The sequence below is a fragment of the Idiomarina sp. genome, from assembly GCF_048265525.1.
Taxonomy (GTDB): Bacteria; Pseudomonadota; Gammaproteobacteria; order Enterobacterales; family Alteromonadaceae; genus Idiomarina.
Window position 1 is genome coordinate 298,752 of sequence record NZ_JBLXBI010000002.1, and the last position, 22,645, is coordinate 321,396.

The 22,645-nt window shown below is 46.3% G+C and carries 25 protein-coding genes and 1 pseudogene; 17 read left to right on the forward strand and 9 right to left on the reverse strand.

From position 1 onward, the window contains the following. The first annotated feature begins 115 nt into the window (after positions 1-115). Positions 116-346: a hypothetical protein gene (locus ACN0TF_RS06860; protein ID WP_050731324.1), complete on the forward strand. Its 231-nt coding sequence runs from the start codon at positions 116-118 to the stop codon at positions 344-346. A gap of 29 nt (positions 347-375) precedes the next feature. Next, a complete protein-coding gene (locus ACN0TF_RS06865; RefSeq protein ID WP_417441308.1) occupies positions 376-807 on the forward strand; it encodes a VOC family protein in 432 nt (143 codons plus the stop codon). A gap of 18 nt (positions 808-825) precedes the next feature. Here the strand turns inward: ACN0TF_RS06865 and ACN0TF_RS06870 are convergent, their stop codons facing one another. Then, positions 826-1,785 carry a threonine ammonia-lyase gene (locus ACN0TF_RS06870; RefSeq protein ID WP_417441309.1) on the reverse strand — a complete coding sequence of 320 codons (960 nt, stop codon included), beginning with the start codon at positions 1,783-1,785 and terminating at the stop codon, positions 826-828. A gap of 62 nt (positions 1,786-1,847) precedes the next feature. Between ACN0TF_RS06870 and ACN0TF_RS06875 the strand changes: the two genes are divergently transcribed. Next, on the forward strand, positions 1,848-2,456 hold the full coding sequence (locus ACN0TF_RS06875) for a YjaG family protein (protein WP_110013021.1): 609 nt from the start codon (positions 1,848-1,850) through the stop codon (positions 2,454-2,456). Here the strand turns inward: ACN0TF_RS06875 and ACN0TF_RS06880 are convergent. Together ACN0TF_RS06880 and rsmD are read right to left on the reverse strand one after the other, a co-directional pair. Beyond that, complete coding sequence (locus ACN0TF_RS06880; protein WP_034818953.1) at positions 2,404-2,706, reverse strand: membrane protein; 303 nt, start codon at positions 2,704-2,706, stop codon at positions 2,404-2,406. The genes ACN0TF_RS06875 and ACN0TF_RS06880 overlap by 53 nt on opposite strands. After that, positions 2,703-3,284 (reverse strand): 16S rRNA (guanine(966)-N(2))-methyltransferase RsmD, encoded by a 582-nt coding sequence (gene rsmD / locus ACN0TF_RS06885; RefSeq protein WP_417441310.1) that lies wholly within the window; start codon positions 3,282-3,284, stop codon positions 2,703-2,705. The genes ACN0TF_RS06880 and rsmD overlap by 4 nt, the downstream gene beginning before the upstream one ends. 103 nt (positions 3,285-3,387) lie before the next feature. Here rsmD and ftsY point away from each other — a divergent pair, with 103 nt between their 5' ends. The 5 genes from ftsY to ACN0TF_RS06910 all read left to right on the forward strand — a co-directional run bounded on the left by ftsY (position 3,388) and on the right by ACN0TF_RS06910 (position 7,673). Continuing rightward, positions 3,388-4,743 carry a signal recognition particle-docking protein FtsY gene (ftsY, locus tag ACN0TF_RS06890; protein ID WP_417441311.1) on the forward strand — a complete coding sequence of 452 codons (1,356 nt, stop codon included), beginning with the start codon at positions 3,388-3,390 and terminating at the stop codon, positions 4,741-4,743. Positions 4,744-4,745: 2 nt separating this feature from the next. Beyond that, positions 4,746-5,423, forward strand: a complete 678-nt coding sequence (gene ftsE / locus ACN0TF_RS06895) for a cell division ATP-binding protein FtsE (RefSeq protein WP_011233490.1) — start codon at positions 4,746-4,748, stop codon at positions 5,421-5,423. Further along, the gene (ftsX, locus tag ACN0TF_RS06900) at positions 5,420-6,409 is read left to right on the forward strand and encodes a permease-like cell division protein FtsX (RefSeq protein ID WP_253616956.1); all 990 of its coding nucleotides are present in this window, start codon (positions 5,420-5,422) and stop codon (positions 6,407-6,409) included. Before ftsE ends, ftsX begins: the two co-directional genes overlap by 4 nt. A 145-nt stretch (positions 6,410-6,554) precedes the next feature. Next, entirely contained in the window at positions 6,555-7,415 is an 861-nt protein-coding gene (gene rpoH, locus ACN0TF_RS06905; protein ID WP_034818946.1) for an RNA polymerase sigma factor RpoH, read from the forward strand. Beyond that, positions 7,416-7,673, forward strand: a complete 258-nt coding sequence (locus tag ACN0TF_RS06910) for a YkgJ family cysteine cluster protein (RefSeq protein ID WP_317498162.1) — start codon at positions 7,416-7,418, stop codon at positions 7,671-7,673. Here the strand turns inward: ACN0TF_RS06910 and ACN0TF_RS06915 are convergent. From ACN0TF_RS06915 to gpmI, 3 genes are read right to left on the reverse strand one after another with little or no spacing between them, the layout of a single operon-like run. Further along, positions 7,630-8,385: a divergent polysaccharide deacetylase family protein gene (locus ACN0TF_RS06915; protein WP_417441312.1), complete on the reverse strand. Its 756-nt coding sequence runs from the start codon at positions 8,383-8,385 to the stop codon at positions 7,630-7,632. The genes ACN0TF_RS06910 and ACN0TF_RS06915 overlap by 44 nt on opposite strands. Beyond that, complete coding sequence (locus ACN0TF_RS06920) at positions 8,385-9,530, reverse strand: murein hydrolase activator EnvC family protein (protein ID WP_417441313.1); 1,146 nt, start codon at positions 9,528-9,530, stop codon at positions 8,385-8,387. Before ACN0TF_RS06920 ends, ACN0TF_RS06915 begins: the two co-directional genes overlap by 1 nt. A 3-nt stretch (positions 9,531-9,533) precedes the next feature. Continuing rightward, a complete protein-coding gene (gene gpmI, locus ACN0TF_RS06925) occupies positions 9,534-11,069 on the reverse strand; it encodes a 2,3-bisphosphoglycerate-independent phosphoglycerate mutase (protein WP_417441314.1) in 1,536 nt (511 codons plus the stop codon). Between the two features lie 165 nt (positions 11,070-11,234). On the opposite strand from gpmI, the gene ACN0TF_RS06930 reads away from it, so the two are divergent. Genes ACN0TF_RS06930 through gpsA form a run of 3 tightly spaced genes read left to right on the forward strand, consistent with a single transcriptional unit; the run spans position 11,235 to position 13,226 of the window. Beyond that, positions 11,235-11,666: a rhodanese-like domain-containing protein gene (locus ACN0TF_RS06930; RefSeq protein WP_110013027.1), complete on the forward strand. Its 432-nt coding sequence runs from the start codon at positions 11,235-11,237 to the stop codon at positions 11,664-11,666. 42 nt (positions 11,667-11,708) lie between these two features. Continuing rightward, positions 11,709-12,212 (forward strand): protein-export chaperone SecB, encoded by a 504-nt coding sequence (gene secB, locus ACN0TF_RS06935; protein WP_317498166.1) that lies wholly within the window; start codon positions 11,709-11,711, stop codon positions 12,210-12,212. A 12-nt stretch (positions 12,213-12,224) separates the two neighbouring features. Continuing rightward, positions 12,225-13,226 (forward strand): NAD(P)H-dependent glycerol-3-phosphate dehydrogenase, encoded by a 1,002-nt coding sequence (gpsA, locus tag ACN0TF_RS06940; RefSeq protein ID WP_011233499.1) that lies wholly within the window; start codon positions 12,225-12,227, stop codon positions 13,224-13,226. Positions 13,227-13,270: 44 nt separating this feature from the next. Here the strand turns inward: gpsA and slmA are convergent, their stop codons facing one another. The 3 genes from slmA to coaBC are packed head-to-tail and all read right to left on the reverse strand — an operon-like array spanning position 13,271 to position 15,619. Next, a complete protein-coding gene (slmA, locus tag ACN0TF_RS06945) occupies positions 13,271-13,861 on the reverse strand; it encodes a nucleoid occlusion factor SlmA (RefSeq protein WP_253616944.1) in 591 nt (196 codons plus the stop codon). A gap of 48 nt (positions 13,862-13,909) precedes the next feature. Next, positions 13,910-14,365 (reverse strand): dUTP diphosphatase, encoded by a 456-nt coding sequence (dut, locus tag ACN0TF_RS06950; RefSeq protein WP_011233501.1) that lies wholly within the window; start codon positions 14,363-14,365, stop codon positions 13,910-13,912. 33 nt (positions 14,366-14,398) lie between these two features. Further along, complete coding sequence (coaBC, locus tag ACN0TF_RS06955; RefSeq protein ID WP_417441315.1) at positions 14,399-15,619, reverse strand: bifunctional phosphopantothenoylcysteine decarboxylase/phosphopantothenate--cysteine ligase CoaBC; 1,221 nt, start codon at positions 15,617-15,619, stop codon at positions 14,399-14,401. 110 nt (positions 15,620-15,729) lie between these two features. Here coaBC and ACN0TF_RS06960 point away from each other — a divergent pair. The 6 genes and pseudogenes from ACN0TF_RS06960 to ACN0TF_RS06985 form a co-directional block, all read left to right on the forward strand. After that, a pseudogene (locus tag ACN0TF_RS06960) lies at positions 15,730-16,023 on the forward strand (UPF0758 domain-containing protein); the annotation flags it as partial. Positions 16,024-16,191: 168 nt separating this feature from the next. Beyond that, on the forward strand, positions 16,192-16,737 hold the full coding sequence (locus tag ACN0TF_RS06965; protein WP_417441316.1) for a TnsA endonuclease N-terminal domain-containing protein: 546 nt from the start codon (positions 16,192-16,194) through the stop codon (positions 16,735-16,737). Continuing rightward, positions 16,734-18,641 carry a Mu transposase C-terminal domain-containing protein gene (locus tag ACN0TF_RS06970; protein WP_417441317.1) on the forward strand — a complete coding sequence of 636 codons (1,908 nt, stop codon included), beginning with the start codon at positions 16,734-16,736 and terminating at the stop codon, positions 18,639-18,641. The genes ACN0TF_RS06965 and ACN0TF_RS06970 overlap by 4 nt, the downstream gene beginning before the upstream one ends. A 9-nt stretch (positions 18,642-18,650) precedes the next feature. Next, positions 18,651-19,544, forward strand: a complete 894-nt coding sequence (locus ACN0TF_RS06975) for a TniB family NTP-binding protein (protein WP_417441318.1) — start codon at positions 18,651-18,653, stop codon at positions 19,542-19,544. Then, positions 19,544-20,689, forward strand: coding sequence for a TniQ family protein (locus tag ACN0TF_RS06980; protein ID WP_417441319.1), 1,146 nt, complete (start codon positions 19,544-19,546; stop codon positions 20,687-20,689). The genes ACN0TF_RS06975 and ACN0TF_RS06980 overlap by 1 nt, the downstream gene beginning before the upstream one ends. A gap of 111 nt (positions 20,690-20,800) precedes the next feature. Beyond that, positions 20,801-22,633 (forward strand): hypothetical protein, encoded by a 1,833-nt coding sequence (locus ACN0TF_RS06985; protein ID WP_417441320.1) that lies wholly within the window; start codon positions 20,801-20,803, stop codon positions 22,631-22,633. Positions 22,634-22,645: the final 12 nt, after the last annotated feature.

Here is a 22,645-nt window from a genome sequence, read left to right on the forward strand (position 1 = left end):
TTTAGTCATAATTGAGTAGTCTTTATCTATCAGTAATTACTTGCGAGTAAAAACTGATTTAGAACAAAAAACAGAAACGCAAAGACGTTTTTTAAATAACGAAAAGGAAAGACTTATGCTATTGAGCCTCATGGTACTCCAAGGACTCGTAGCCGCTCTATTGTTTTATACTTTAGTGGGCCAGCATCAGAAAAAACCACTATGGAATTTGTTAGCGGTATTAACCGCCGGTTTCATTCCACCGGTAAACTGGGCGCTTCTTGTGTTCGCTATTGGTGTCAGAATGTGGCGTCGTTCGCCGCAAACCAGTACACCACAAAACATAACGGCAAAGCTCAGCCATTAAGTGGCTAAAGAGCAAGGCAATTTAGCAGTATGTCAGACACAATCAATGTACGACCCTTTCATTTAGCCATTCCTGTCAGCTCACTCGATAATGCCCGTGCGTTTTATGGCGATGTGCTTGGGCTGTCACAGGGACGCAGCAATGACGAATGGATAGACTGGAACTTCTTTGGTCACCAGTTTGTGACTCACGTTGCACCCAATGTTGCCGGTTTAAAAAATCACAGCGGCGTTGATGGTCATTCGGTTCCCGTTCCACATTTTGGCGTTGTCTTATTACGTGATGACTGGGAAGCGTTGGCAGAACGTGTGAAAGCTGCGGATATTGAGTTTGTCATAGAACCCTACATTCGCTTTAAAGGTAAGCCGGGCGAGCAGGGCACCATGTTTTTCTACGACTACTGCGGTAATGCGTTAGAATTCAAAACCTTCAACGACGACAGTCAAATCTTCGCAACCTAAGTTTTGATATAGGCTCGACTACTGGCGCAGCTTTATATCTTCCGGCTGCGCTGCAACATTACCACCGCTCAGCACCAACCCCACTCGTTTACCTTCAAATAGCGCCTTATTTTGTATAACCGCAGCTAAAGCGATAGCCGACGACGGTTCCACAATAATTTTCAGATGATGCCAAACTAGTTGCATGGCGCTTAGGGTGTCTTCATCCTTCAAGACTAAGATCTCGCTGATACGTTGCTGAATAATGGCAAATGGCAATTCACCGATTTGAGTCAGTAAACCATCGCACAGGCTTTTCGCGGGTAACGCCGGTTGCCGCTCTCCGGCTTTTAACGATAAAAAGGCATCATTCGCTAATTCCGGCTCCGCGCCGAACACTTGTATTTCTGTACCGTCACAGGCAAGACAGGCGCCTGAAAGCAAGCCACCACCACCCAGTGGCGTTATTACCGCATCCAGCGCGTCGGTTTGCTCCAGTAACTCAAGTGTTGCTGTGCCCTGACCAGCAATAATATCCGCATGATCATAAGGCGGTATAAAGTGACTTTCACCTTCGTTCTGCCACTTGGCCACAATGGCTTCACGAGCGGCCATGCCGGGTTCTATGTCGGTAATTTCTGCACCACCGGCTTCAATGTTTTGCCGTTTTATTGCGGGAGCATTAGTGGGAACGCCGACTTTCACTTTTACACCCAAAGCTTTACCTGCATGGGCTAATGCCGCACCATGATTGCCGGAAGACACGGTGATAACCCCTTGCTGGCGCTGCTCCGGGCTAAGTTTAAGTAGCGCGTTAGTGGCACCACGGAACTTAAAAGCCCCGGTACGTTGCAAATTCTCGCATTTGAAAAATAATTCGCAGCCCAATTGCTGATTTAACGCAGGGTTTGTCAGTACAGGGGTCTTGACGGTATAGCTATTAATTCTTTGCTGCGCTTGTACGACATCGGCATGGCAGGGGAGCGATAACTTCGGCATAATACGAGCCCTTAACGAATAAAACGACACAGTGATAAGCATACACTGTCTGGAGCCGGAACGTGAGTCAACTCGATACCTTTCAGCGCATACGCGAACTGCCGCGTGAACAGCAAATTGTTATGGCGTTATACCTCTGTGAACGTATGGTTCCAAACTATGACTTTTTTCATCAGCTAACGGGCTTTGGCGACAGTAAACCTTTGCATGGCACGCTAAATGCTTGCTGGGACTGGGTCGCGAACCCGAAGAAAACGAAGGTTAACTTTGCCCGCTGGCAGGAAAAAGTCGACGAGCAAACGCCCAGTGAATACGGGCACGATATGCTGGGTGTCTACCCGGCAATGGATGCCTGCACGGCGTTGAGTACGTTGTTGCAGGGGCTGCTGGACGATAACGGATCTAACTTTCTGGATGTGGCAAAAATATCACAAGCCAGTGTGGCGAAATTTATTGAATTAAATGACGCCGAAGAAGTGGGTACCGAGCAGTTAAAAGAACACGTTCAGAACCATGAATTAATGGAATATGAAGTTGCGATTCAGCAGGCTATGATCAACTTTCTTGAACAACAGCCTGCGGTAAACAGAGCTTTGGTAAGCCAGTTAAAAATGATGCTTAACGACGAGGGGGTGTCGAACCTTGGTCTGGCTTTGGACGCTGAAGAATAGACAGCCAGGCGAAAATGCCAAAGGCCAGGATTTGCCAGCTGTCGCCTTTGCGCCAGGGAAAGACCTCTTTCATGGTGGCAACAAAAATACCAAGCAGCAGCAAGTGAGTAATAACCATAATGGCTAATAATAAGCTCAGCAAACCAATGGACTGAGTGCTGAGCTCGCCGTTTGCTCCTGCAAGCAGAGCAAAAAGACCCAGCCAAATAACGGCAAAAACCACTTTGCCAGCAATAATAATAACTTTCATTCTATGTCCTTAGTCAGTAAGCGAAAGCAAACTTGTCCGTGAGTTTTCTCTTTGGTCACACGCCAGTTTGCCGGTAATTTCAATGGCCACTCTTTTTCTGTTTCCAGATACACCTGATTGTCGGCTGCCAGCCAGTTGCTTTCATCCAGTAGTTTTAATGTTTTATCAGCCAGCCCTTTGCGAAACGGCGGGTCGATAAAAACCATGTCGTAGGCTTCAGCGGATTGAATTTGCAGCCAGTCGAGTGCGTTATGAGTAATGACATCAATGTTTTCGCTGCTTAACAAGCTGACATTATTCTGTAACTGCTGGCTGACGGATTTTACCGCTTCTATCAGAGTCACCTGAGCCGCTCCGCGCGACGCAGCCTCGAAACCTAAGCTGCCACTGCCGGCAAATAAGTCCAGCACCCGGGCGTCGGTAATGTCCCACTGCAGCCAGTTAAACAGAGTTTCGCGCACGCGGTCCGTGGTGGGGCGTAAACCCGGGCTGTCGGCTACGGGTAAGCGACGACCGCGCCATTGTCCGCCAATAATCCGATAGTCGCCGCTGGCGCTTGTCTGGCGTTTTTGTCTCACTCTTTGGCTTCCTTTATTCAGACCGTCGTCAGTTTGTTAACAGCATGGTAAACTAAAGCCTATAGTTTAACGATTCCTGCGTGTCAGTTCCAAGGAAACCAATATGTCGATGTTTTCGCTGTTTAAGAAAAAGCGTAATAAGAAAGCACCCGAGGCCGAAGAGAAAAAAGAAGATGCAGTAGTAGAAGAACAGGAGCAGCCAGAGCCTGAATCAGAATCTGAGCCTGAACCTAAGCCTAAGCCTCAGGACGAGCCGAAACCAGAAAGAACCGAGACACGCGAAGAATTGCCCAGTGCAGTTGACGACTGTGCGCAAGTTACTGCTGAATCGCATGCGGCAAAAACTGCTCCGGAAGCGAAAGAAGCAGCTCAACCTGAAGTGGTTAACGAGCCTGAACCCACAGTTGAACCAGAGCCAGAATCAGAAACTAAATCCGAAGCTAAGCCAGAAGCTAAACCTGAACATAAGCCAGAACCAACCGAAGTCGCACCAAAAGAGAAGGGTGAGAAGAAAGGTTTCTGGGCACGTCTGACCCAAGGTTTACGCAGAACTTCCGGTTCTATCGGTTCAGGTCTTATTGGCGTATTCCGCGGTAAGAAAATTGATGACGATCTGTTTGAAGAGCTTGAAACTCAGTTACTCATGGCGGATCTGGGCGTCGCGACCACCACCAAAATTATTGATAACCTGACAAAGCAGGCCGACCGCAAGCAGTTAAAAGACGCCGAAGCTTTGTATGAGTTGTTACAAGAGCAATTAGCTGAGATTTTAAAGCCAGTCGATAAACGCCTGGAAATACCGGAATCTGATTCTCCTTATGTGATTCTAATGACTGGCGTAAACGGTGTGGGCAAAACCACCACTATTGGTAAGCTGGCTAAACAATTTAAAGCTGAAGGTAAGTCGGTCATGCTGGCCGCCGGTGATACTTTCCGTGCGGCAGCGGTAGAACAGCTGCAGGTTTGGGGCGAGCGTAACGACATTCCGGTTATTGCTCAGCATACCGGAGCCGACAGTGCCTCGGTTCTTTATGACGCGCTGCAGGCCGCTAAAGCACGCGACGTTGATGTACTTATTGCTGACACCGCCGGACGCTTGCAAAATAAAGCCAACTTAATGGAAGAGCTGAAGAAGCTGGTTCGGGTAATGAAAAAGCTGGACCCGGAAGCGCCGCACGAAGTGATGCTGACGCTTGACGCTGGTACCGGACAGAATGCTATTAGTCAGGCAAAACTCTTTACCGAGGCTGTGGGCGTTTCGGGTATTGTGATGACTAAGCTCGACGGCACCGCAAAAGGCGGGGTGATTTTCGCGGTCGCAGACCAGTTCGCTATTCCTATTCGCTATATTGGTGTGGGCGAAAGCTTAGAAGATTTACGGCCTTTTGTGGCAAAAGACTTTATCGCGGCGCTATTTGACCGTAACGTAGATGAATCAGAACAGACAACAGCGAGTTAATCATGATCCGCTTTGAGCAAGTCAGTAAAACCTATCGTGGAGGCCATCAGGCGCTAAGCCATGTCGACTTCCACGTAGAGCCCGGTGAAATGGCTTTTTTAACGGGTCATTCCGGCGCGGGTAAAAGTACCTTGCTCAAACTCATCAGTTTAATGGAAAGACCAACCGCAGGCCGGGTGCTGATTAATGGACACGATTTGCGAAAAATTAAGCCCTCGCAAGTGCCTTATGTGCGTCGCGATATCGGCATGATTTTTCAGGATCACCGCTTGTTGATGGATAAAACCGTGTTCGATAATGTGGCTCTGCCGCTGATTATTGAAGGCTACAGTGTTCAGGAAGCGCGCAAACGTGTTGTGGCTGCGCTGGAGAAAGTGGGTATAGCCGACAAAGTAAAACACTATCCGAAAATGCTGTCCGGTGGTGAGCAGCAACGAGTGGGTATTGCCCGCGCTATTGTTACCAAACCGCCTTTGCTATTGGCTGATGAGCCCACCGGTAACCTCGATCCTAAGTTGTCGATGGAAATTATCCGGCTGTTTGAAGAATTTAATAAAGTGGGTGTTGCTGTCCTCATTGCAACCCACGATTTAGGTCTCATTGCGCGCTTACGCTACCGCACGCTAACCTTAAAAGACGGGCGTATGATTAACGATGGGCTGGAGGACAGTGAACTATGAGTTTATTGTTCCGCAACCGCAGCATTGAAAAAGGTGCCAGTAATCGCGGGCGCTTACCCTGGTGGCGTCGACTCATTATGGTTCCTGTGCATCATGCCCAGCAGGCCATTGCGAGTTTAGGCGAATTGTGGCGTAACCCTTTTGCTTCTTTTATGACCATGGCGGTACTGGGGCTGAGCCTGACGCTACCATCATCGCTTTACGTGTTAGTCAAAAATACCACCAGTATTGCCGATAACTGGCAGGAAGCCTCTGAAGTTACCTTGTTTTTAAGGAAAGATCTGCAGCAATCTGAAGTCGACACATTAAAAACGCAAACGGAACTCTCTGAAGGTGTTGAGTCAGTGCGCCTTATTCCCAAAGAACAGGGGTTGGAAGAGTTTAAGAAAGAGTCAGGCTTTGGTGAAACACTGGATTACCTGTCATCAAACCCGCTGCCGGACGTGTTGGTGGTTATTCCGGCTGAGTCGCATCGCTCACCGCAGCGAGCCGAGGAATTGCTCAACCGGCTGGAAAAACAGCGCGAAGTCGCTTACGCGAAAATGGACCTGGAATGGCTTAACCGACTACAGGGAATTCTCAATTTAATTGAAGATATTCTTGGAGCGCTGGCTGTGGTGCTGTGTTTGTCGGTGGTGCTTATTGTAGGGAACACGATTCGGTTAAATATACTGTCCAAACGTGACGAAATTATGGTGATGAAACTGGTCGGCGCGACTAACGCTTTTATTCAGCGTCCTTTTTTATACACCGGAGTCTGGTACGGAATTATTGGCGGACTGGTTGCCTGGTTGGCAACCGCGTTACTGATCTGGTGGGTCGAGAGTGCCGTAGTAGATTTAACTGAACTTTACGAAACGCCTTTCCAATTAAATGGTCTGACGTTAGGCGAGCTGTTGATTATATGGTTGGTCGCTGTGGGATTAGGTTTAGCAGGTTCTTACTTAGCTGTAAGACGTCATATACAAAGCATAGAACCTGAATAAAATGGGGTTGCGAAAGCCATAGGCTTAGTTATACTGAATTACCTGATCTGCAATGATCATAATGGAACTTTTAGACTCAAAAAGGGTCTTAAAAACTGACTGAAAAAGCAGTAATTAAGTCGGTATTTTAAGTAGAGGTTGTTAAATGAGCACTGAATTAAACACTATGGCATTATCGGTTCCCCAAGGGGCAGGACTCGACGGCTATATTCAGTCAGTCAACCGTATTCCTATGCTCACCGCCGAAAAAGAAAAGGCGTTGGCAACAAGATTATACGAGAACAGTGACCTTGATGCAGCGAAAGAACTCATCATGTCGCATCTCCGTTTTGTGGTACACGTAGCTCGTAGTTATTCGGGTTATGGTCTGCCGCAAGCCGATTTAATTCAGGAAGGCAATATTGGTCTAATGAAGGCCGTGAAACGCTTTGACCCATCAGTTGGTGTGCGTCTGGTGTCTTTTGCTGTTCACTGGATAAAAGCAGAAATTCATGAATACGTGCTGCGTAACTGGCGCGTTGTTAAAGTGGCAACCACTAAAGCACAGCGTAAGTTGTTCTTTAACCTGCGTAAAATGAAAAAGCGTTTAGGTTGGTTTAGCCAGAAAGAAGTTGAAACGGTAGCTAATGAGTTGGGTGTCAGTACTAAAGAAGTGCTGGAAATGGAAACTCGCATGAGCGCCCACGATCAAGCGTTTGAACTGAGTTCAGACGACGATGACTCGAAAGAGGGCAGTGCCTATTCTCCGGCGATGTATTTGGAAGACAAGCGTTCCGACTTAGCCGCAGAAATTGAAGCCGAAGACTACGAAAGCCATACACAGCAGAAGTTGCTGGGTGCAATGAGTCATTTAGACGAACGCAGTCAGGATATCGTCCAGTCTCGCTGGTTATCGGAAGACAAAACTACGCTGCATGACTTGGCAGCAAAATACGAAGTCTCGGCAGAGCGTGTTCGCCAACTTGAACAAAACGCGATGAAGAAACTTCGTCTCGCAATGAGCTAAATGAAGTGCCGCATTGGTTGCGGTGCTTGCTGCATAGCCCCCTCAATTAGTTCTCCCATCCCCGGTATGCCTAAGGGCAAACCGGCGGGTGTGCGTTGTGTTCAACTCGATGATGATAATTTGTGTCGTTTATTCGGGAAGCCAGAGCGGCCGAAAGTGTGTGGCGAGTTTTCTGCCGATGACTATGTTTGTGGTGAAACTCGCGAAGAGGCGCTTATTTTGCTGACGTCACTGGAAGAAGATACCCATTGCGGTTAGCCACAGTGGTTAACTCAGATACGAATACCAACTCAATACCCTGCTCTTGTAATTGTGGTAGTTGCTTTTGCAGAAAGCTCAGGGTTTCCGGATACGGATGGCCAATGCCTATGGCTTGTCCCTGACGTTTGGCTATACTCAACAGTTGCTTAAATTGCTGCCGTAAATAGGGCTCATCAACCTGGTTATCAAGAAACACATGCCGATGTGATGTTCGTACGCCAAATTCTCCCGCCATTTGTTCTGCAACGCTGAACTCAGATGTCCGGCTATCAATAAAAAAGAGTTTGCGTGCCGCCAGTGTCTCCATCACCGCCTGCATGGGCACTTGTAGCTGGGTCAGTTTACTCCCCATATGGTTATTGACGCCAGTAACATAAGGTATCGAGTCCAGGGCATTGACCAGTTGCAGTTTTATCTGCGCATTGTTCATATCCGCCGTAACCACTCCGGGACCCGGGCGGTTATTTTCAACGGCTTCCATTGGCATATGCAGTAATATCTGTTTTTTCTGATGATGAGCACGTAAAGCAAAAGCGCGGGCATAAGGGGTATAGGGCAGCACCGCGAAACTGATATTGCCGGGTAACAGGGCTGCTTTTAAATCGTTTCTATTATTGCCTATATCATCGATAACAATGGCAATTTTAGAGGCGTAGACTGGAGCCGCCAGACACAGCAATAACCCCAAAGCTAGCACAAACCTTAACATTAGCGTATCCAGTTACTTGGGTTTTGTGGAAGCCCCTGGTGGCGAATTTCAAAGTAGAGTGCCGCGCTATTGCGTGAGCCAGACTGACCCATCAGTGCAATTTCTTCGTCTTTACGCACTTTATCACCAACCACTTTTGTTAATGTCTGGTTGTGACCATACAAGCTCATATAACTTTCACCGTGGTCAATAACGATGACTAAACCAAAGCCTCGCAGCCAGTCTGCATATACCACACGCCCATTGGCAATAGAACGAACGGATTGTCCGTTTTGTCCTTCAATGAGTACGCCCTTCCAGTTAACAGGGCCTTCCCGGCGTTGCCCGAATACACGTTTCACGTCTCCGTCACTTGGCCAGCGAAGTTGGTTTTTGACTGCCTGCAGGCCTACCAGACGAACATCTTTTTGCTGAGCCAGCGCGGTTTCAATGGCACTTAATACCTGCTCTAATTGCTCCCGGCTTTGTTCCAGCTGATTCACCCGTGACCGGTCTTTACGTTGCTGTTGTTGCAGCTCTGCTAACTTCTCTTCTTGTCGGTGTTGTTGCTGTTCCAGCTGTGCGCGTTGCTTTTGCTGTTCTTCCTGTAAGCTGGCTAATTGGCTTTGTTGCTGCTTAAGCTGTTCTGTCAGCGTGGCAATTTCTTTCTGAGTGCGCCGAATAACCTCAATTTCATCAACTCTGGCGGCATTCATGTATTGGTAATAGCTCAGCATTCTTTCAAATTGGCCGGGGTCTTGTTGATTTAACAGCATTTTCAGAAAGTCGTGATTACCGTTCATATAAGCGGAAACCAGTTGATCTTCCAGTTGTGTCATCTGCTGCTTTTGTTTTTGCTTAAGCTCTTCGCGGCGTTGTTCTGAGTCAGCTATTGCTGTATTAATTTCTTTAAATTCGATTTCGGTCTGACGTAAAGAACCGGCTATTTCGGAGGTTCTTATTTCCAGATCACGCAGTTGTCGTTCTGTTGAGTTTAGTGCGCTGCTTCGCTCTTCTATAGCCTGCAAACGCTTAGACAGTTCCTCTTTAACAGCTGCAATTTCGGCTTGAGTTGAGGCTTTATCATCTTCGCTATAGTCCTGCGCTAAACTGGGGCTGATAAAAACCAGCCCCAGCGCCACTACCCAAAACAGCCTTATTGGCATAAGTTAATCCTGTTCTAAAGTCATTAGCGAAGTACCGGTCATTTCGTCCGGCTGCTCCATGCCAATTAAGTGCAATATGGTTGGGGCAACGTCAGATAAACGTCCGTTTTTTGCTTTAGCCGGCCGGCCCACATAAATGAAAGGTACAAGCTCGTTAGTATGAGCTGTATGTGCCTGCCCGGTCGTGGCATCGCTCATTTGCTCTGCGTTGCCATGATCCGCCGTTATCAGACATTCACCACCAACGGCCTCTAATGCCGAAACCACTCGGCCAACACTGTGGTCAACGGCTTCACAAGCTTTAACGGCGGCATCAAAGTTACCAGTATGTCCAACCATGTCACCGTTCGGGTAGTTGCAGATGACTACGTCAAAGGCTTGAGACTCAATGGCTGCAACTAACTCATCGGTAAGTTGTTCTGAGCTCATTTCTGGCTGTAAATCGTAGGTTTTAACTTTAGGGGAAGGAATAAGGACACGCTTCTCGCCTTCAAATTCCTGCTCGCGTCCGCCACTGAAAAAGAAAGTAACGTGTGCGTATTTTTCTGTCTCGGAAATACGCAGTTGAGTTTTATCATGCTTAGCCAGCCATTCACCCAGAACATTATTCAAAGGCTCGGGTGGGAAGGCGCTGGGTGCTTCTAAGGTATCGGCATATTGGGTTAGCATAACGAATTCACTGATGTCAGCGTGCGGGCCGCGATCAAAGCCGTCAAAGTCATTATCGACGAAGGCCTGGGTCATTTCACGGGCGCGGTCAGCACGGAAGTTCATAAAGAATACGGAGTCACCATTAGCAATTGGCGCAGGCTGGCCAATAACTACCGGCGTGACAAATTCGTCAGTCTCACCTCGTTCATAGGCATCTTCTACAGCATCGGTCGCATTAGCCGAAGTAACGCCCGAATGACCGTGATAAACGGCTTTGTAAGACTGTTCAATGCGCTCCCAACGTTTGTCCCTGTCCATGGCGTAGAAGCGACCACTTAAGGTGGCGAAACGACCTTTGCCCAGACGTGCAAATAAAGCTTCAAAACGTTCAATGGAAGGCAGTGCCGACTTTGGCGGTGTATCCCGCCCATCTAAGAAAGCATGTAGGTAAACGTCTTCTGCACCTTCTTCCACGGCCATTTCAATCATGGCAATAAGGTGGTCTTCATGGCTGTGAACACCGCCGGCAGAGAGTAACCCCATAATATGAACTGCGCCCTTAGCTGCTTTGGTTTTTTTCAGGGCGTCGCAAAGTACAGAGTTGCCGTAAAAACTGCGATCAGAAATGGCTTTGCTAATGCGGGTGAAGTCCTGATAAACGATGCGACCGGCACCTAAATTAACGTGACCCACTTCGGAATTACCCATCTGGCCATCCGGTAAACCGACTGCTCCGCCGGAGCCATCGACCAAACAATGCGGGTACTTTTCCCATAAACGATCCATAACCGGAGTATTCGCTTTGGCTATTGCATTATCGGGTGCATCTTCACGGTAACCCCAGCCGTCCAGAATCAACAATACCAAAGGTTTTATCGTAGGAGTCATAATGGGCCTCATTGCTCGGTGTTTTCACAGATGAAATTAGCCAACATTCTACTCGATTTCCAGAGCTTACGCATCCACCCAAGATTTTTCTGGAAACTGCGATTTGTACAGGTATACTCTTGACCCGCAACTCTTTTCTGTTACCGACGAATACTGGTAGGTCTTATGCAAGAAATTATGGAATTTGTCAAAAGCAACCCGATGATGAGTGGTATCTGGGTCGTGCTGCTAGTCGCACTGATTGTGACCTCGATTCGCTCGGCTATGTCACCGACAAAAAACTTAGAACCGCAAGAGGCCACGGTATGGGTAAACCGCGGTGATGGCGTTTTTGTTGATATTCGTAGTCCGGATGAATTTAAGAAAGGACACATTCACGGATCGGTGTCATTACCGATGGAAAAAATTAAACAAAAAGAACTTTCCTCTATTGAAAAGTTCAAAGAAGCCCCCATTGTGATAGTCTGTGCAACAGGAATGACGGCAAAATCGGCAGTTAGCCAGCTAACGGCTGAAGGCTTTACTCAAGTTGCTGTGCTGCAAGGTGGTATGAACACATGGCGCAGCGCCAAATTGCCGGTTTCGCAGAAAAAATAATAAAATTCGTCTAATACTTAAAAAAGAATAGGAAGTAAAATCATGGCTGAAGAACAGCAAGCAAACGGCGCAGCAGCTGAAAACCAACAGCAGCAAGTACAATTCGCTATTCAGCGTATCTACGCTAAAGACATCTCTTTCGAAACTCCAAGCTCTCCGGCTATTTTCCGTAAAGAATGGAAGCCTGACCTTAAATTAGACCTGAACGTTAAACACGAAAAAATTGAAGACGGTGTTTACGAAGTGGTACTGACTCTGACGGCAACCAACAAAGTTGAAGACGACGTTGCTTTCCTTTGTGAAGTACATCAGGCTGGTATTTTCACTATTGGTGAAGAGGTTCAGGAAGGCCAGTTGGCGCACATGCTGGGTTCATTCTGCCCGAACATTTTGTTCCCTTACGCTCGTGAGTGCGTTTCAAACCTTGTTAACCGTGCGACTTTCCCACAGTTGAACCTGGCTCCTGTTAACTTTGATGCGATTTTCCAGCGTCATATGCAGCAGCAAGCTGAACAGGCTCAGGGTCAGCAAACTGCAGACGCGTAAGCAGATACAATAATGCAGACACCTCAGGTGACAGTATTAGGGGCGGGCTCTTACGGGACCGCCCTTGCTATTTGTTTTGCCCGCAAAGGTATTCCTACTACCTTGTGGGGGCGGGATGCCGATAAAGTTGCCGTTATGCAGACGGCTCATGAAAACGAAGAGTATCTGCCTGCGTGCCCGTTTCCGGAATCATTAAAGGTTACTGCCGACTTAGGCGAAGCCCTTAAAGACGTGAAAAACGTGGTGGTCGTAGTTCCCAGCCACTCGTTCTCGTCTATGCTGAAGCAGGCAAAACCTTTGTTAGCGGAACATGCCCGCGTTGCCTGGGCAACCAAAGGGTTAGAGCCGGACAGTGGGCGTCTTTTGTACGAAGTCGCAGAAGAAACTCTGGGCGACGAGCATCCGTTAGCGGTGTTATCCGGCCCCACTTTTGCTATTGAAATGGCTAAAGGCTTACCTACTGCCATTTCTATGTCGTCAACTGATCAGGCCTTTGTCGAAGAGCTTTCCGGGCTTCTGCATTGTGACCGCTCTTTCCGGGTTTACACCAACAACGACTTTATTGGCGTGCAACTGGGTGGCGTGGTTAAAAATGTCATAGCCATTGGTGCTGGTATGGCCGACGGTATTGGCTTTGGTGCTAACGCCCGCACGGCGCTTATTACCCGCGGGTTGGCTGAACTCACCCGGTTAGGTCTGAAGTTAGGCGCAAAAAGCGAAACCTTTACTGGTATGGCCGGTTTGGGCGATTTAATTCTTACCTGTACCGACAATCAGTCGCGTAATCGCCGTTTTGGCATGGCTTTAGGTCAGGGCAAAGGAGTTGAAGAAGCGCTGAAGAGTATCGGGCAATCGGTTGAAGGCTACCGTAATACCCGTGAAGTGGTTGCTTTAGCAGCGCGCAACGAAGTGGAAATGCCCATCTGTGAGCAGATATATGCGGTCCTTTATGAAGGTAAAGAACCGCAACAGGCCGCTATTGATTTATTAAGCCGTGAGCGTAAAACGGAGTGATCTGTTTACAGTGACCTGTTTTACGCCTTTATTTACGCACGTACCTACGAACTAACCAGCTGTTGTTCCATTACCTGCCACTGAGCCGAGAAATGCTCGGTCGGTAAACGCTTAAAGTTAGAGCGTACAAACTGGCTGATTTTGCCATCGGCATAGCTTAGCAATAAGTTCGCTAATACCGCTTCGTCCACAATAAAGCGCTGCTGTTCGCGCATCGCTTTCTCGCGCAGTATTTGCTTAATTGAACTCTCTATACGGTTGAACAAGTCTTCCATACGGCCCCGTAAGCGATCATGCTCACCCATTAATGCATCACCTGTCATAACACGGGTAATACCGGGGTTACGCTCGGCAAACGTCAGCAACAGTTGCAATATTGCGTGACAGCGGGAGAGGGTGTTTTTCTCCTCGTCCATAATCATATTAATACGGGTTAGCAGGGTGTCTTCAACAAACTCGATAAGCCCTTCAAACATCCGCGCTTTCGACGGAAAGTGACGATATAAAGCCGCCTCTGAAACGCCTAAATTAGCCGCCAGTTTTGCTGTAGTAATGCGCTGACCCGGGCTGGTTTCCAGCATTGCCGCTAAAGCCTGTAAAATTTCTTCACGACGGTTACGTTTTTGTTCTGCCATGACAGTAACTTTCCTTATTTGAGAGGCCAGAATGATTAGTTGCTGTAACTACGAACGACCAGAATGACCAAAACCACCTTCACCACGATCCGTCTCGTGGAACTCTTCAACAATCGACATTTGCGCCTGCACAACCGGCAAAATCACTAGTTGCGCGATACGGTCGCCGGGCTCAATGGTGTAAGCCTGGTTACTGCGGTTCCAGCAGGACACTTTAAGCTCGCCCTGATAGTCCGAGTCGATAAGACCGACCAGGTTACCCAGCACCAGACCGTGCTTATGGCCCAGCCCTGAACGCGGTAAAATAGTGGCCGCATAATTCGGGTCGCCAATGTACATGGCAATACCGGTGCCTATTAACTGAGTTTGTCCTGGCTCAATGGTTAACGGCTGATCCAGGCAGGCGCGCAGATCCATTCCGGCAGAGCCCTGTGTGGCGTATTCAGGAAGCGGAATAGACTGGCCAATGCGGTCATCTAAAATTTTTACTTCGACTTGCGTCATGGAGTTCTCACTTTCTTATTAATTAGCCCTGAATTAAGGAGCTGTAGTATTAAAATAACGTTTGGCTATCGCGTCGATAATTGCAATAGCCATATCATGCTTGCTCATTGTTGGAAGTGACTGCTCACTGTCCTTACTCAAAATAATGGCGTTATTGCTGTCGCTGTTAAAACCCAGCCCAACCTGACTGACGTCGTTAGCGACAATCATTTGCAGTTGTTTTCGTTCCAGTTTACGTAGCGCGTTGGCTTTTAGGTTTTCAGTTTCGGCCGCAAACCCAACGGTAAAAGGTGGTTTTTCAGAGCTGGCTACCTGCTGCAGAATGTCCGGGTTTTGCACCAGTTTGAGTTGCGGTGGCTGGTTGTTTTGTTCTTTTTTAATTTTCTGCGAGGCAACCTCAGCAACTCTATAGTCCGACACGGCAGCACAGCCAATAAACACATCGCAGTTTGGCAGTTGCTGTTGTACCGCGTTTAGCATTTGTTCGGTAGTCTCCACATCAACGCGTTGAACACCAGCGGGCGTGGGCAGTTGCGTTGGCCCCGATACTAAAATGACTTTAGCCCCTGCATGTGCAGCAGCTTCAGCCAGGGCATACCCCATCTTACCGGAACTGTGGTTACTGATGTAGCGCACGGGGTCGATGGCTTCACGGGTCGGGCCTGCGGTAATCACAAAGGTTTTACCCTGCCAATCTTGCTTGGCTTCAGGGGCTTTTTTTATTAACGCCTGCACAATCTCTGTAGGGTCACTCATGCGGCCGTAACCGACATCGCCACAGGCCTGTTCGCCACTTTCCGGGCCTATCATTTGCACGCCACGGCTCAGTAGCGTTTCAATGTTTTCCTGCACCGCAGTAGCCGCCCACATTTGCTGATTCATTGCCGGAGCAATAGCTAGCGGTGCTTTACTGGCTAAAACCAGGGTACTCAACAGGTCATCGGCAAAGCCGTGAGCAATACGGGCAATAGTGTTAGCCGTTGCCGGAGCAATAAGAATAAGATCCGCCCAGCGAGCCAGTTCAATATGGCCCATAGCGGCTTCTGCTGTGGGATCCAGCAGGTCGTCGCTGACCGTAAAGCCGGACACAGCTTGTAAGCTAAGTGGGGTTACGAAGGCTTTAGCACCGGCAGTCAGCACCACACGAACTTCTGCGCCCTGCTCACGCAAACGGCGCACCAGGTCAGGCGCCTTATAGGCGGCAATGCCACCGGTAATACCTAAAAGTATGTGTTTGTTCTGCAGCTGTGCCATGCGAACCCCTTAGTGTTAAGTCGTGTAAAGATAACATGAGACCCCGTAACTGGGTAGATGGTCGTTATACTTCTCTCTTAAGAATTAAGGTAAGAATTAAGGAGAAAAGAATGAGCGTCAAGGAATGGCCCGTTTCGGAACGACCGAGAGAAAAACTGCAGACCCAGGGGGCAGAATACCTGAGTGACGCAGAATTATTAGCTATTTTACTTGGTAGCGGCAGTGGCGGGCAGGACGTTGTCAGTTTTGCGCGTCGTTTACTAAGTGACTTTGGCGGTGTAGGCGCCTTGCTAACAGCTACACCTGAGCAGCTATTGGCTTGCAACGGCATAGGCCCGGCCCGTGTGAATCAGTTGCGGGTTGTGCTGGAATTGTCACGACGCTACCTGAAATGGCAGCTGGAGTGTAAGTTCTATTGCTAACTGATAGTATCTAATCAATTTCCATTAATAAATAAAAGCACAATGAATTTCTACTCCTCAAAAGTCAGAAAGATTGGTGTTACCACACGAAGCGTATCTGGGGTTGTTCCGGATATCGGCTCTTTTGAGTCTTCATTGGAGAGAGATTTTATGGAGTTGACCCGCTTTGATTCAAATATCGAAGAAATAATTCCGCAGCCAATGACCATAGGTTATTTCGATACACAAGGCGGTTCTCGGCACTACACTCCTGATGGTCTTTTAACGTATAAACTGGAGTTAAACACTCCTCCTATTCTCTATGAAATAAAGTACCGATCTGACTTCAAAGACCAATGGAGAAACTTGATTCCTAAGCTTCGCGCAGCAAAACAGTTTGCTAAAAGTCGGGGCTGGATGTTTAAGGTGTTTACAGAAAAGGAAATAAGAACAACTTATTTAGATAATGTGAAGTTCCTTTGGTCATTCAAGCAGCGAGAAACTGATGAAGAAATGACGTCTTACATCCTTTCGGTTATGAGTGACCTTCAAGAAGCAGATCCGGCATTACTGCTCGCTGCTCTATTCAATTCTAAAAAGAACCAGGCAGCTGTCATTCCACTACTATGGAATTTAATTGCGAACTTACGTATTGGTTGCGATTTAAATGAACCGTTAACAATGCATAGTAAAATTTGGACAAGAGAAGACTTATGAACTCAGTAATCCCAGGAAAAGTCGCCTATTGGAATGATCAATCTGTTCTTGTATTGGAGCTAAAAGGATTCTCTAAAGCAATCGTTCGGTTCATTGAAACTGGCTCTACGGATATTGTTCCAGTTCGTGATTTAGCATTAAATCCAGCTGAAGCAGCTAAAAACCATCAAAGCAAACACCTAGTCGCCGAAGATAAGGAGTGGGAATTGGCATTGGAGCGCTTCGAGGTAATAAAACCTTTACTGGAGAACTCTGGCAGAACCGAGAATGACGTTAAGGAAGTTGCTAGAAAAGAAGCAAAAGGAACAACTACAATTTATCGGTGGTTAAAACGCTTTGAAGAAACCGGCTTGGTCTCTTCTCTGTTGAGACAAGCTCGAACTGATAAGGGCGATCATAAATTAGTTGATGAGGTTGAAGAACTAATACAGGCTCAGATTGAGAAAGAATATCTGAGAAAAGAACGACCCTCAGTACTGAAGCTCTACAGAATAATAAAAGCTGAATGTATAAAAGCTGACCTCCCAGTCCCACACAAAAATACGGTATACGCTCGAGTGCGTAGAATCGACGATAAAGAATCTATTAGAAGGCGTATAAGCCCAAAGGCTGCAAAGCAACAGTTTCAGCCTATAACTGGCCGATTCCCGGGTGGGAATTACCCAAATTCCGTCGTCCAAATTGACCATACAAAAGTTGACTTAATCATTGTGGATGAGGCGCACCGTCTGCCAGTCGGGCGGCCTTACCTTACTATCGCCATTGATGTGGCGACCAAAATGATATCAGGATTCAAAATAACATTAGATCCTCCGAGTGCATCGACTGTCGGACTGTGTGTTGCTCATGCAATCATGTCCAAAGACAACTGGCTCGCTAAGAGAGACATAGATGCTGAGTGGCCCATATATGGAAAAATGGAAAAAATACATGTTGATAACGGGAAGGACTTTCGTAGCAATATGCTTAAAAGAGCCTGTCAGCAACACGGCATCATTCTAGAGTTCCGCCCGAAAGGGCAGCCTAATTACGGCCCTCATGTAGAAAGAGCATTCAGAACTTTCATGCAGGAAGTACAAACGATACCGGGAACTACTTTTTCATCTGTGAAAGATAAGCTCGATTATGACTCGGAAGGTAATGCATGTATGACATTGGCGGAGCTTGAGCTTTGGTTTACCAATTTCATTGTATATTACTATCATCATAAGTCACACAAAGGCATTAATAAAATGGCGCCGATCAAACTTTATACGGAAGCTGTTTTTGGTGATAAATATAAACCAGGTATTGGACTGCCTGCTCCTGTCGAAGATGAGGAGACCCTTCGTTTGGACTTTACGCCTTATGTAGAGCGTACTGTACAGAGACAAGGCGTTATCATAGACAATATCCACTATTATTCAGATGTCCTGAGAAAATGGATCGGTGCAAAGGAAGTCAACGACCGAACGAAGAAACGTAAATTCATATTTGCACGAGATCCCAGGGATATAAGCGTTATTCACTTCTTTGATCCTGATACTCACCGGTATGTGCCGATCCCATACCTTAATTCTTCTCGTCCAACGGTAAGTTTATGGGAATTAAAAGCTGTCGCCAAATCCTTAAAAGACGATGAGCAGCCGTTTATTGATGAAGATGCAATTTTTAAGGGTATCCAGCGAATGCGTGAAATTGAAGCTGAAGCAGTAGAAAGAACGCGGTTGGCTAAGCAACAGCGCGCGACAGAAAAACGAAAACGAAGAATGGCCGAAAGACGAAATAATTGGACGATAGAGGATAACAAGCCAGATAAACATGATGAGCCGAAGATACTTGGACCGAATGTTGATGACGCTGAAGACTTCGATGAGACCGATTTTGATGATATCCAACCGTTTTCTGATGTTGAACTGAATTAAGGGCTAAATATGAATTCATACCCTCACTTACATAAAAACTGCATTGAAAAGTTAGAGTGGGATGTAGAAGCTCGAGTTAAAGATATAAAACAACCTAGGTGGATTGGCTATCCTCGAGCTCATGAAGTTCTTCATCGGTTTGACGATATTTTAGTGCATCCGCGGGTATCTCGGATGCCAAACCTCATGCTTATAGGTAGAACGAATAATGGAAAAACAGAGTTGCTGAGAAAGTTTTGCCAACAACACCTTCCAGACCCCAATAGCTCAGGAGATAGCTTTATCGTTCCAGTGATGTATATGCAAGCTCCTCCTTCTCCTAACGAGTCCGATTTATATGTGCAAATACTTAATAACCTCTATGAGCGGGTCCCTGCTTCTTCTATATCGGCCAAAAGAAGTCGGGTAATTGATGTTTTGAGGAAAATTGAGCTTAAGGTGTTGTGCATTGATGAGCTGCATAACTCGCTAGCAGGCTCCTCCGTGAAGCAACAGAATTTTTTGAATACCCTGAAGTATTTAGGTAATGAATTAAAAATTTCATTTATTGCTTCTGGAACCGAAGATTTATTGAGAGCTACCAGTATTGATAACCAAATTCAAAATCGATTTGAACCAATTCTGTTAAAAAAATGGACGTTAACTAAAGAGTTTCGCCAGCTACTACGCACTTTTGAATCTATATTACCTTTAAAGCGGCCCTCCAAATTGCATAGTGGGTTATTGAGTAAAAAAATACTTGCTCTTTCTGAGGGAACAATCGGAGAGCTATCAACCCTACTGAATAAGGCGACAGTCTGCGCCATTCGAAGTGGCTCAGAGTGCATAGATACCGAGGTGCTTGCAAATTGCGGCTATATCCCACCAAGCGAGCGAATCAGAGATTCGGCTCTCGGTATCTAATGATTCTCCCAATTCATCCTAGGCCTCAGAATAGTGAACTATTGTCGTCGTGGATAACGCGACTGGCGATAGAAAACGGCTTTTACTCGCATTCCTTTTTCAAAAGTATCATTGGCTTAAAAGAAGATATCGTTAGGACAGATGTCGATCGGAGTAATTCCACCGAACTTATTGGAAAATTATCGCAGGTTAGTGGAATAAGTGCCGATGAACTATCAAAGCTGTGTATGAGCTCATTGCAGGGTGAAGTTTTTTCACATGACAGCCTGGGTACTTGCGTTCGCTGGGTTTTACCTCTTGGTTTTTATCACAGAATAAAAAGAAGAAGAGGGATAGTCTATTGTCCACTTTGTTTGAAAGAAGATGAGGTAAGGCACTTTCGAAAAAGCTGGCGATTGGCTTTTATGAATCTATGCGAAAAACATGGGTGTGTCTTATGGGATCACTGCTATCACTGTAAAGCTAACGTTGATTATCAAAGAGTGGGGATAGGTAGTAAGTCTTATGATACCCCCAATAAAGACTTAGGACTTTGCTTTAACTGCCATAAGCCGCTCTGGGATGCCCCTACAAAAAGGCTTTCGCTAGATTTAGAAAGGTTCTCCGCACCCTACAGAGATTTTATATCGGTATACGAGTCAGGAGGCTCTATTTTACCGGCCTTAAATCAACCACTGAACTTACAAGTGTTTAACGGACTTTGGACTTTGGCTGGAAGGGTTGCTTCAGTGCGGGCTGTGGAAGTGAGAGCTCGAATTCTTAGGGAGACAGGAATAGAAATTTCACCCTTAAAGCCAAACAACAGTTTTGAAGGATTCCCGCTTCAGCAAAGGCTTAATATCTTTATCGTTGTTCTATACTATTTGCAAAGCTGGCCCCATAAGTTCATCAATTTGGTAAAGAACACCCACTTTACAGTTAGTGCGTTTGGAAATGACATTGAGCAGCTACCATTTTGGCTAAGCTCAGTTATTTTTGAGCACATGAATTCGACTCCTTACGCTACGACTGAGCGAGAAGTAATAAATGCAATGAAGTACCTACAAGCGGTAAATCCAGACTTCAAAAAAGTAGAATTGGCTAAACTGCTAGGGATTGATATTTGTACTTTAAATAGACGTTTGAAGGGGATGAGTCGACGATAACTCAAGGTATACGTTTCTTACATCATCTTGTTACAGAGGTTGACTCACTGAATTTAACCAATATACATTAGTATTTGATAGTCACTCCTTGGACTTTAATAAGAGCTAGATTTGGGAAAACCTCTAAAAAAGTTATCAAATTACCCAGGAATATGGCGTATTGACGGCTACAGCAATATGCAGCTGTATGCTAACAGTGCGCCAAGAGTATTTATCTCTTTATCACAAATTAAAGAAGAAGGAAGTGATGTTGCGCTATATAACGGGCAGGTAACGGGCAAGCAAATTTGGCTAAATGAGCCCTTAAGTCGCATTTCCGATTTATTGATAGGCTCATGTTGGCGCGGTGGAAAGGATGGTGAAGGAAAACGCATTAACCGGCCTGCACCTATGTCTAAATCATTCCTAGTCGATACTTCTAAAGTTCAAATAGTAAAGCTGATTGAGCCTGTTACTCTCAACGGAGTAGAGTACAGGTCGGCTCTTCCCTCGCGAGCTATTAAGTTAGGCAAGCATTTGAATCGAATGAAGGATTCCTTCTATGCAGTTGTGCCTGTCTTGAATGATGCCGATACAAAGTTTCTAGTCATTTCATGTTATGAACTATACCGAGCATACCTAGGGGTTAGCAGTGGATTAATGAACAATATTGTTCAGGGCGACTTAAGGAAGTTTTTTGAGTGGAATGATCCGAAGCTGAGAGCTAAACGAAGACTCAGTAGACTTGAGCAGTTTGTTGCTTACAGAGGTCATTACGACCAAGAGGGACGAGAGTGGTTTTATATGCCTTCGAACCACTTGAAGGCAACTCGTATGGCCAATCAATATGAGGAAGAACAAAATCGAGAACCACTAGTATTGAAAGCTACCTTCCCTTTCAAGGGCCGAACCCTATTGACCGTAGCTGGGAAAGCGTTCCGCAACGTAAATGACAAAGGTTCGGTTTGGTGTGTCTTTGCTGCGAATCTCCTTCACTGCAGCAGCCCTGTTGATTTTGATGTTCAAATAGAAAGTGATAAGTATTCGACAAGTCCTTTGCCCTGGAGTAATGAAACTGGAGGCTCTGCTCATGATGAGGAAGATGAATTTGATGAAGAAGATCTTCCTGACAGTGAAGAACCTCCAAATGCACGTGGGCGTGGCGCTCACTTGCTAAACTCTAATAACTTTTTCGGTGCAATGCGAGACGTCGGATTCCAGCATTACGATACTGGTGAATCAAAAGACCCGGTATACGAGAAGGATACAGGGGAACCTTTAGATGCTTATTCGTTAGAAGAGCTTGAATCTAAATCAGAGGGGGAGCCTAAAATATTACAGACAGGCGAGTTTGACTCGCATATTGATACTGTGGGGAGAGAGTTATCCGACTTTATAAAGATGATTGTGCGCTTAAGAGGTCTTGTTGCTAAGCGTGGATGGGAATTGAGAACGAGGAATCGAGGTTCAGCTCTTATCATAGTAGAAGGTGAGGTCGTAACTACATTTTTACAAAGCAATAATCCCCGTAAAAGCTGGCACCTGATTGAGGACGAAAATCAAGACAGACTTCGGCAGATAGTTTGGGTTGAAATTGCGCTTGGGAATGATCAGTTTATTTATATTATGGAGATGGAGCTGAAAGAGAGCGAGAGTGGAAAAAGTACACTTTGTGTTATAGCGAACGGTTACAAGTATATGGGCGAAGAGGATTTTAGAATTTTTTTAGGAATGACAGCAGTTCAGAATAAATGGCCAAGAGCCAGTCATCAATGGAAGTCAGATAAAGCTTATGCAGCTGCAAAAAATTACTTTAGCGCCTATAGTCATTTAGGCATTTCACATCCGGCAACTCACCACACCAAGGATGGAAAAAGAGAGCCATTAGATAACAGTGAGTTAAAAGATAAATGGGCTTCCAATATAGAGCAAGTGTTGCTTGAAATATCAGGCGGCCAACAGTAGCTCTATTAGGTC

Bases quoted from the DNA above. Each gene is read 5' to 3' on its own strand.
- ACN0TF_RS06860 (WP_050731324.1), top strand. From the start codon at position 116: ATGCTATTGAGCCTCATGGTACTCCAAGGACTCGTAGCCGCTCTATTG.
- ACN0TF_RS06865 (WP_417441308.1), top strand. From the start codon at position 376: ATGTCAGACACAATCAATGTACGACCCTTTCATTTAGCCATTCCTGTC.
- ACN0TF_RS06870 (WP_417441309.1), bottom strand. From the start codon at position 1,785: ATGCCGAAGTTATCGCTCCCCTGCCATGCCGATGTCGTACAAGCGCAG.
- ACN0TF_RS06880 (WP_034818953.1), bottom strand. From the start codon at position 2,706: ATGAAAGTTATTATTATTGCTGGCAAAGTGGTTTTTGCCGTTATTTGG.
- ftsY (WP_417441311.1), top strand. From the start codon at position 3,388: ATGTCGATGTTTTCGCTGTTTAAGAAAAAGCGTAATAAGAAAGCACCC.
- ftsE (WP_011233490.1), top strand. From the start codon at position 4,746: ATGATCCGCTTTGAGCAAGTCAGTAAAACCTATCGTGGAGGCCATCAG.
- ftsX (WP_253616956.1), top strand. From the start codon at position 5,420: ATGAGTTTATTGTTCCGCAACCGCAGCATTGAAAAAGGTGCCAGTAAT.
- rpoH (WP_034818946.1), top strand. From the start codon at position 6,555: ATGAGCACTGAATTAAACACTATGGCATTATCGGTTCCCCAAGGGGCA.
- ACN0TF_RS06910 (WP_317498162.1), top strand. From the start codon at position 7,416: ATGAAGTGCCGCATTGGTTGCGGTGCTTGCTGCATAGCCCCCTCAATT.
- ACN0TF_RS06915 (WP_417441312.1), bottom strand. From the start codon at position 8,385: ATGTTAAGGTTTGTGCTAGCTTTGGGGTTATTGCTGTGTCTGGCGGCT.
- ACN0TF_RS06920 (WP_417441313.1), bottom strand. From the start codon at position 9,530: ATGCCAATAAGGCTGTTTTGGGTAGTGGCGCTGGGGCTGGTTTTTATC.
- gpmI (WP_417441314.1), bottom strand. From the start codon at position 11,069: ATGACTCCTACGATAAAACCTTTGGTATTGTTGATTCTGGACGGCTGG.
- ACN0TF_RS06930 (WP_110013027.1), top strand. From the start codon at position 11,235: ATGCAAGAAATTATGGAATTTGTCAAAAGCAACCCGATGATGAGTGGT.
- secB (WP_317498166.1), top strand. From the start codon at position 11,709: ATGGCTGAAGAACAGCAAGCAAACGGCGCAGCAGCTGAAAACCAACAG.
- gpsA (WP_011233499.1), top strand. From the start codon at position 12,225: ATGCAGACACCTCAGGTGACAGTATTAGGGGCGGGCTCTTACGGGACC.
- slmA (WP_253616944.1), bottom strand. From the start codon at position 13,861: ATGGCAGAACAAAAACGTAACCGTCGTGAAGAAATTTTACAGGCTTTA.
- dut (WP_011233501.1), bottom strand. From the start codon at position 14,365: ATGACGCAAGTCGAAGTAAAAATTTTAGATGACCGCATTGGCCAGTCT.
- coaBC (WP_417441315.1), bottom strand. From the start codon at position 15,619: ATGGCACAGCTGCAGAACAAACACATACTTTTAGGTATTACCGGTGGC.
- ACN0TF_RS06965 (WP_417441316.1), top strand. From the start codon at position 16,192: ATGGAGTTGACCCGCTTTGATTCAAATATCGAAGAAATAATTCCGCAG.
- ACN0TF_RS06970 (WP_417441317.1), top strand. From the start codon at position 16,734: ATGAACTCAGTAATCCCAGGAAAAGTCGCCTATTGGAATGATCAATCT.
- ACN0TF_RS06975 (WP_417441318.1), top strand. From the start codon at position 18,651: ATGAATTCATACCCTCACTTACATAAAAACTGCATTGAAAAGTTAGAG.
- ACN0TF_RS06980 (WP_417441319.1), top strand. From the start codon at position 19,544: ATGATTCTCCCAATTCATCCTAGGCCTCAGAATAGTGAACTATTGTCG.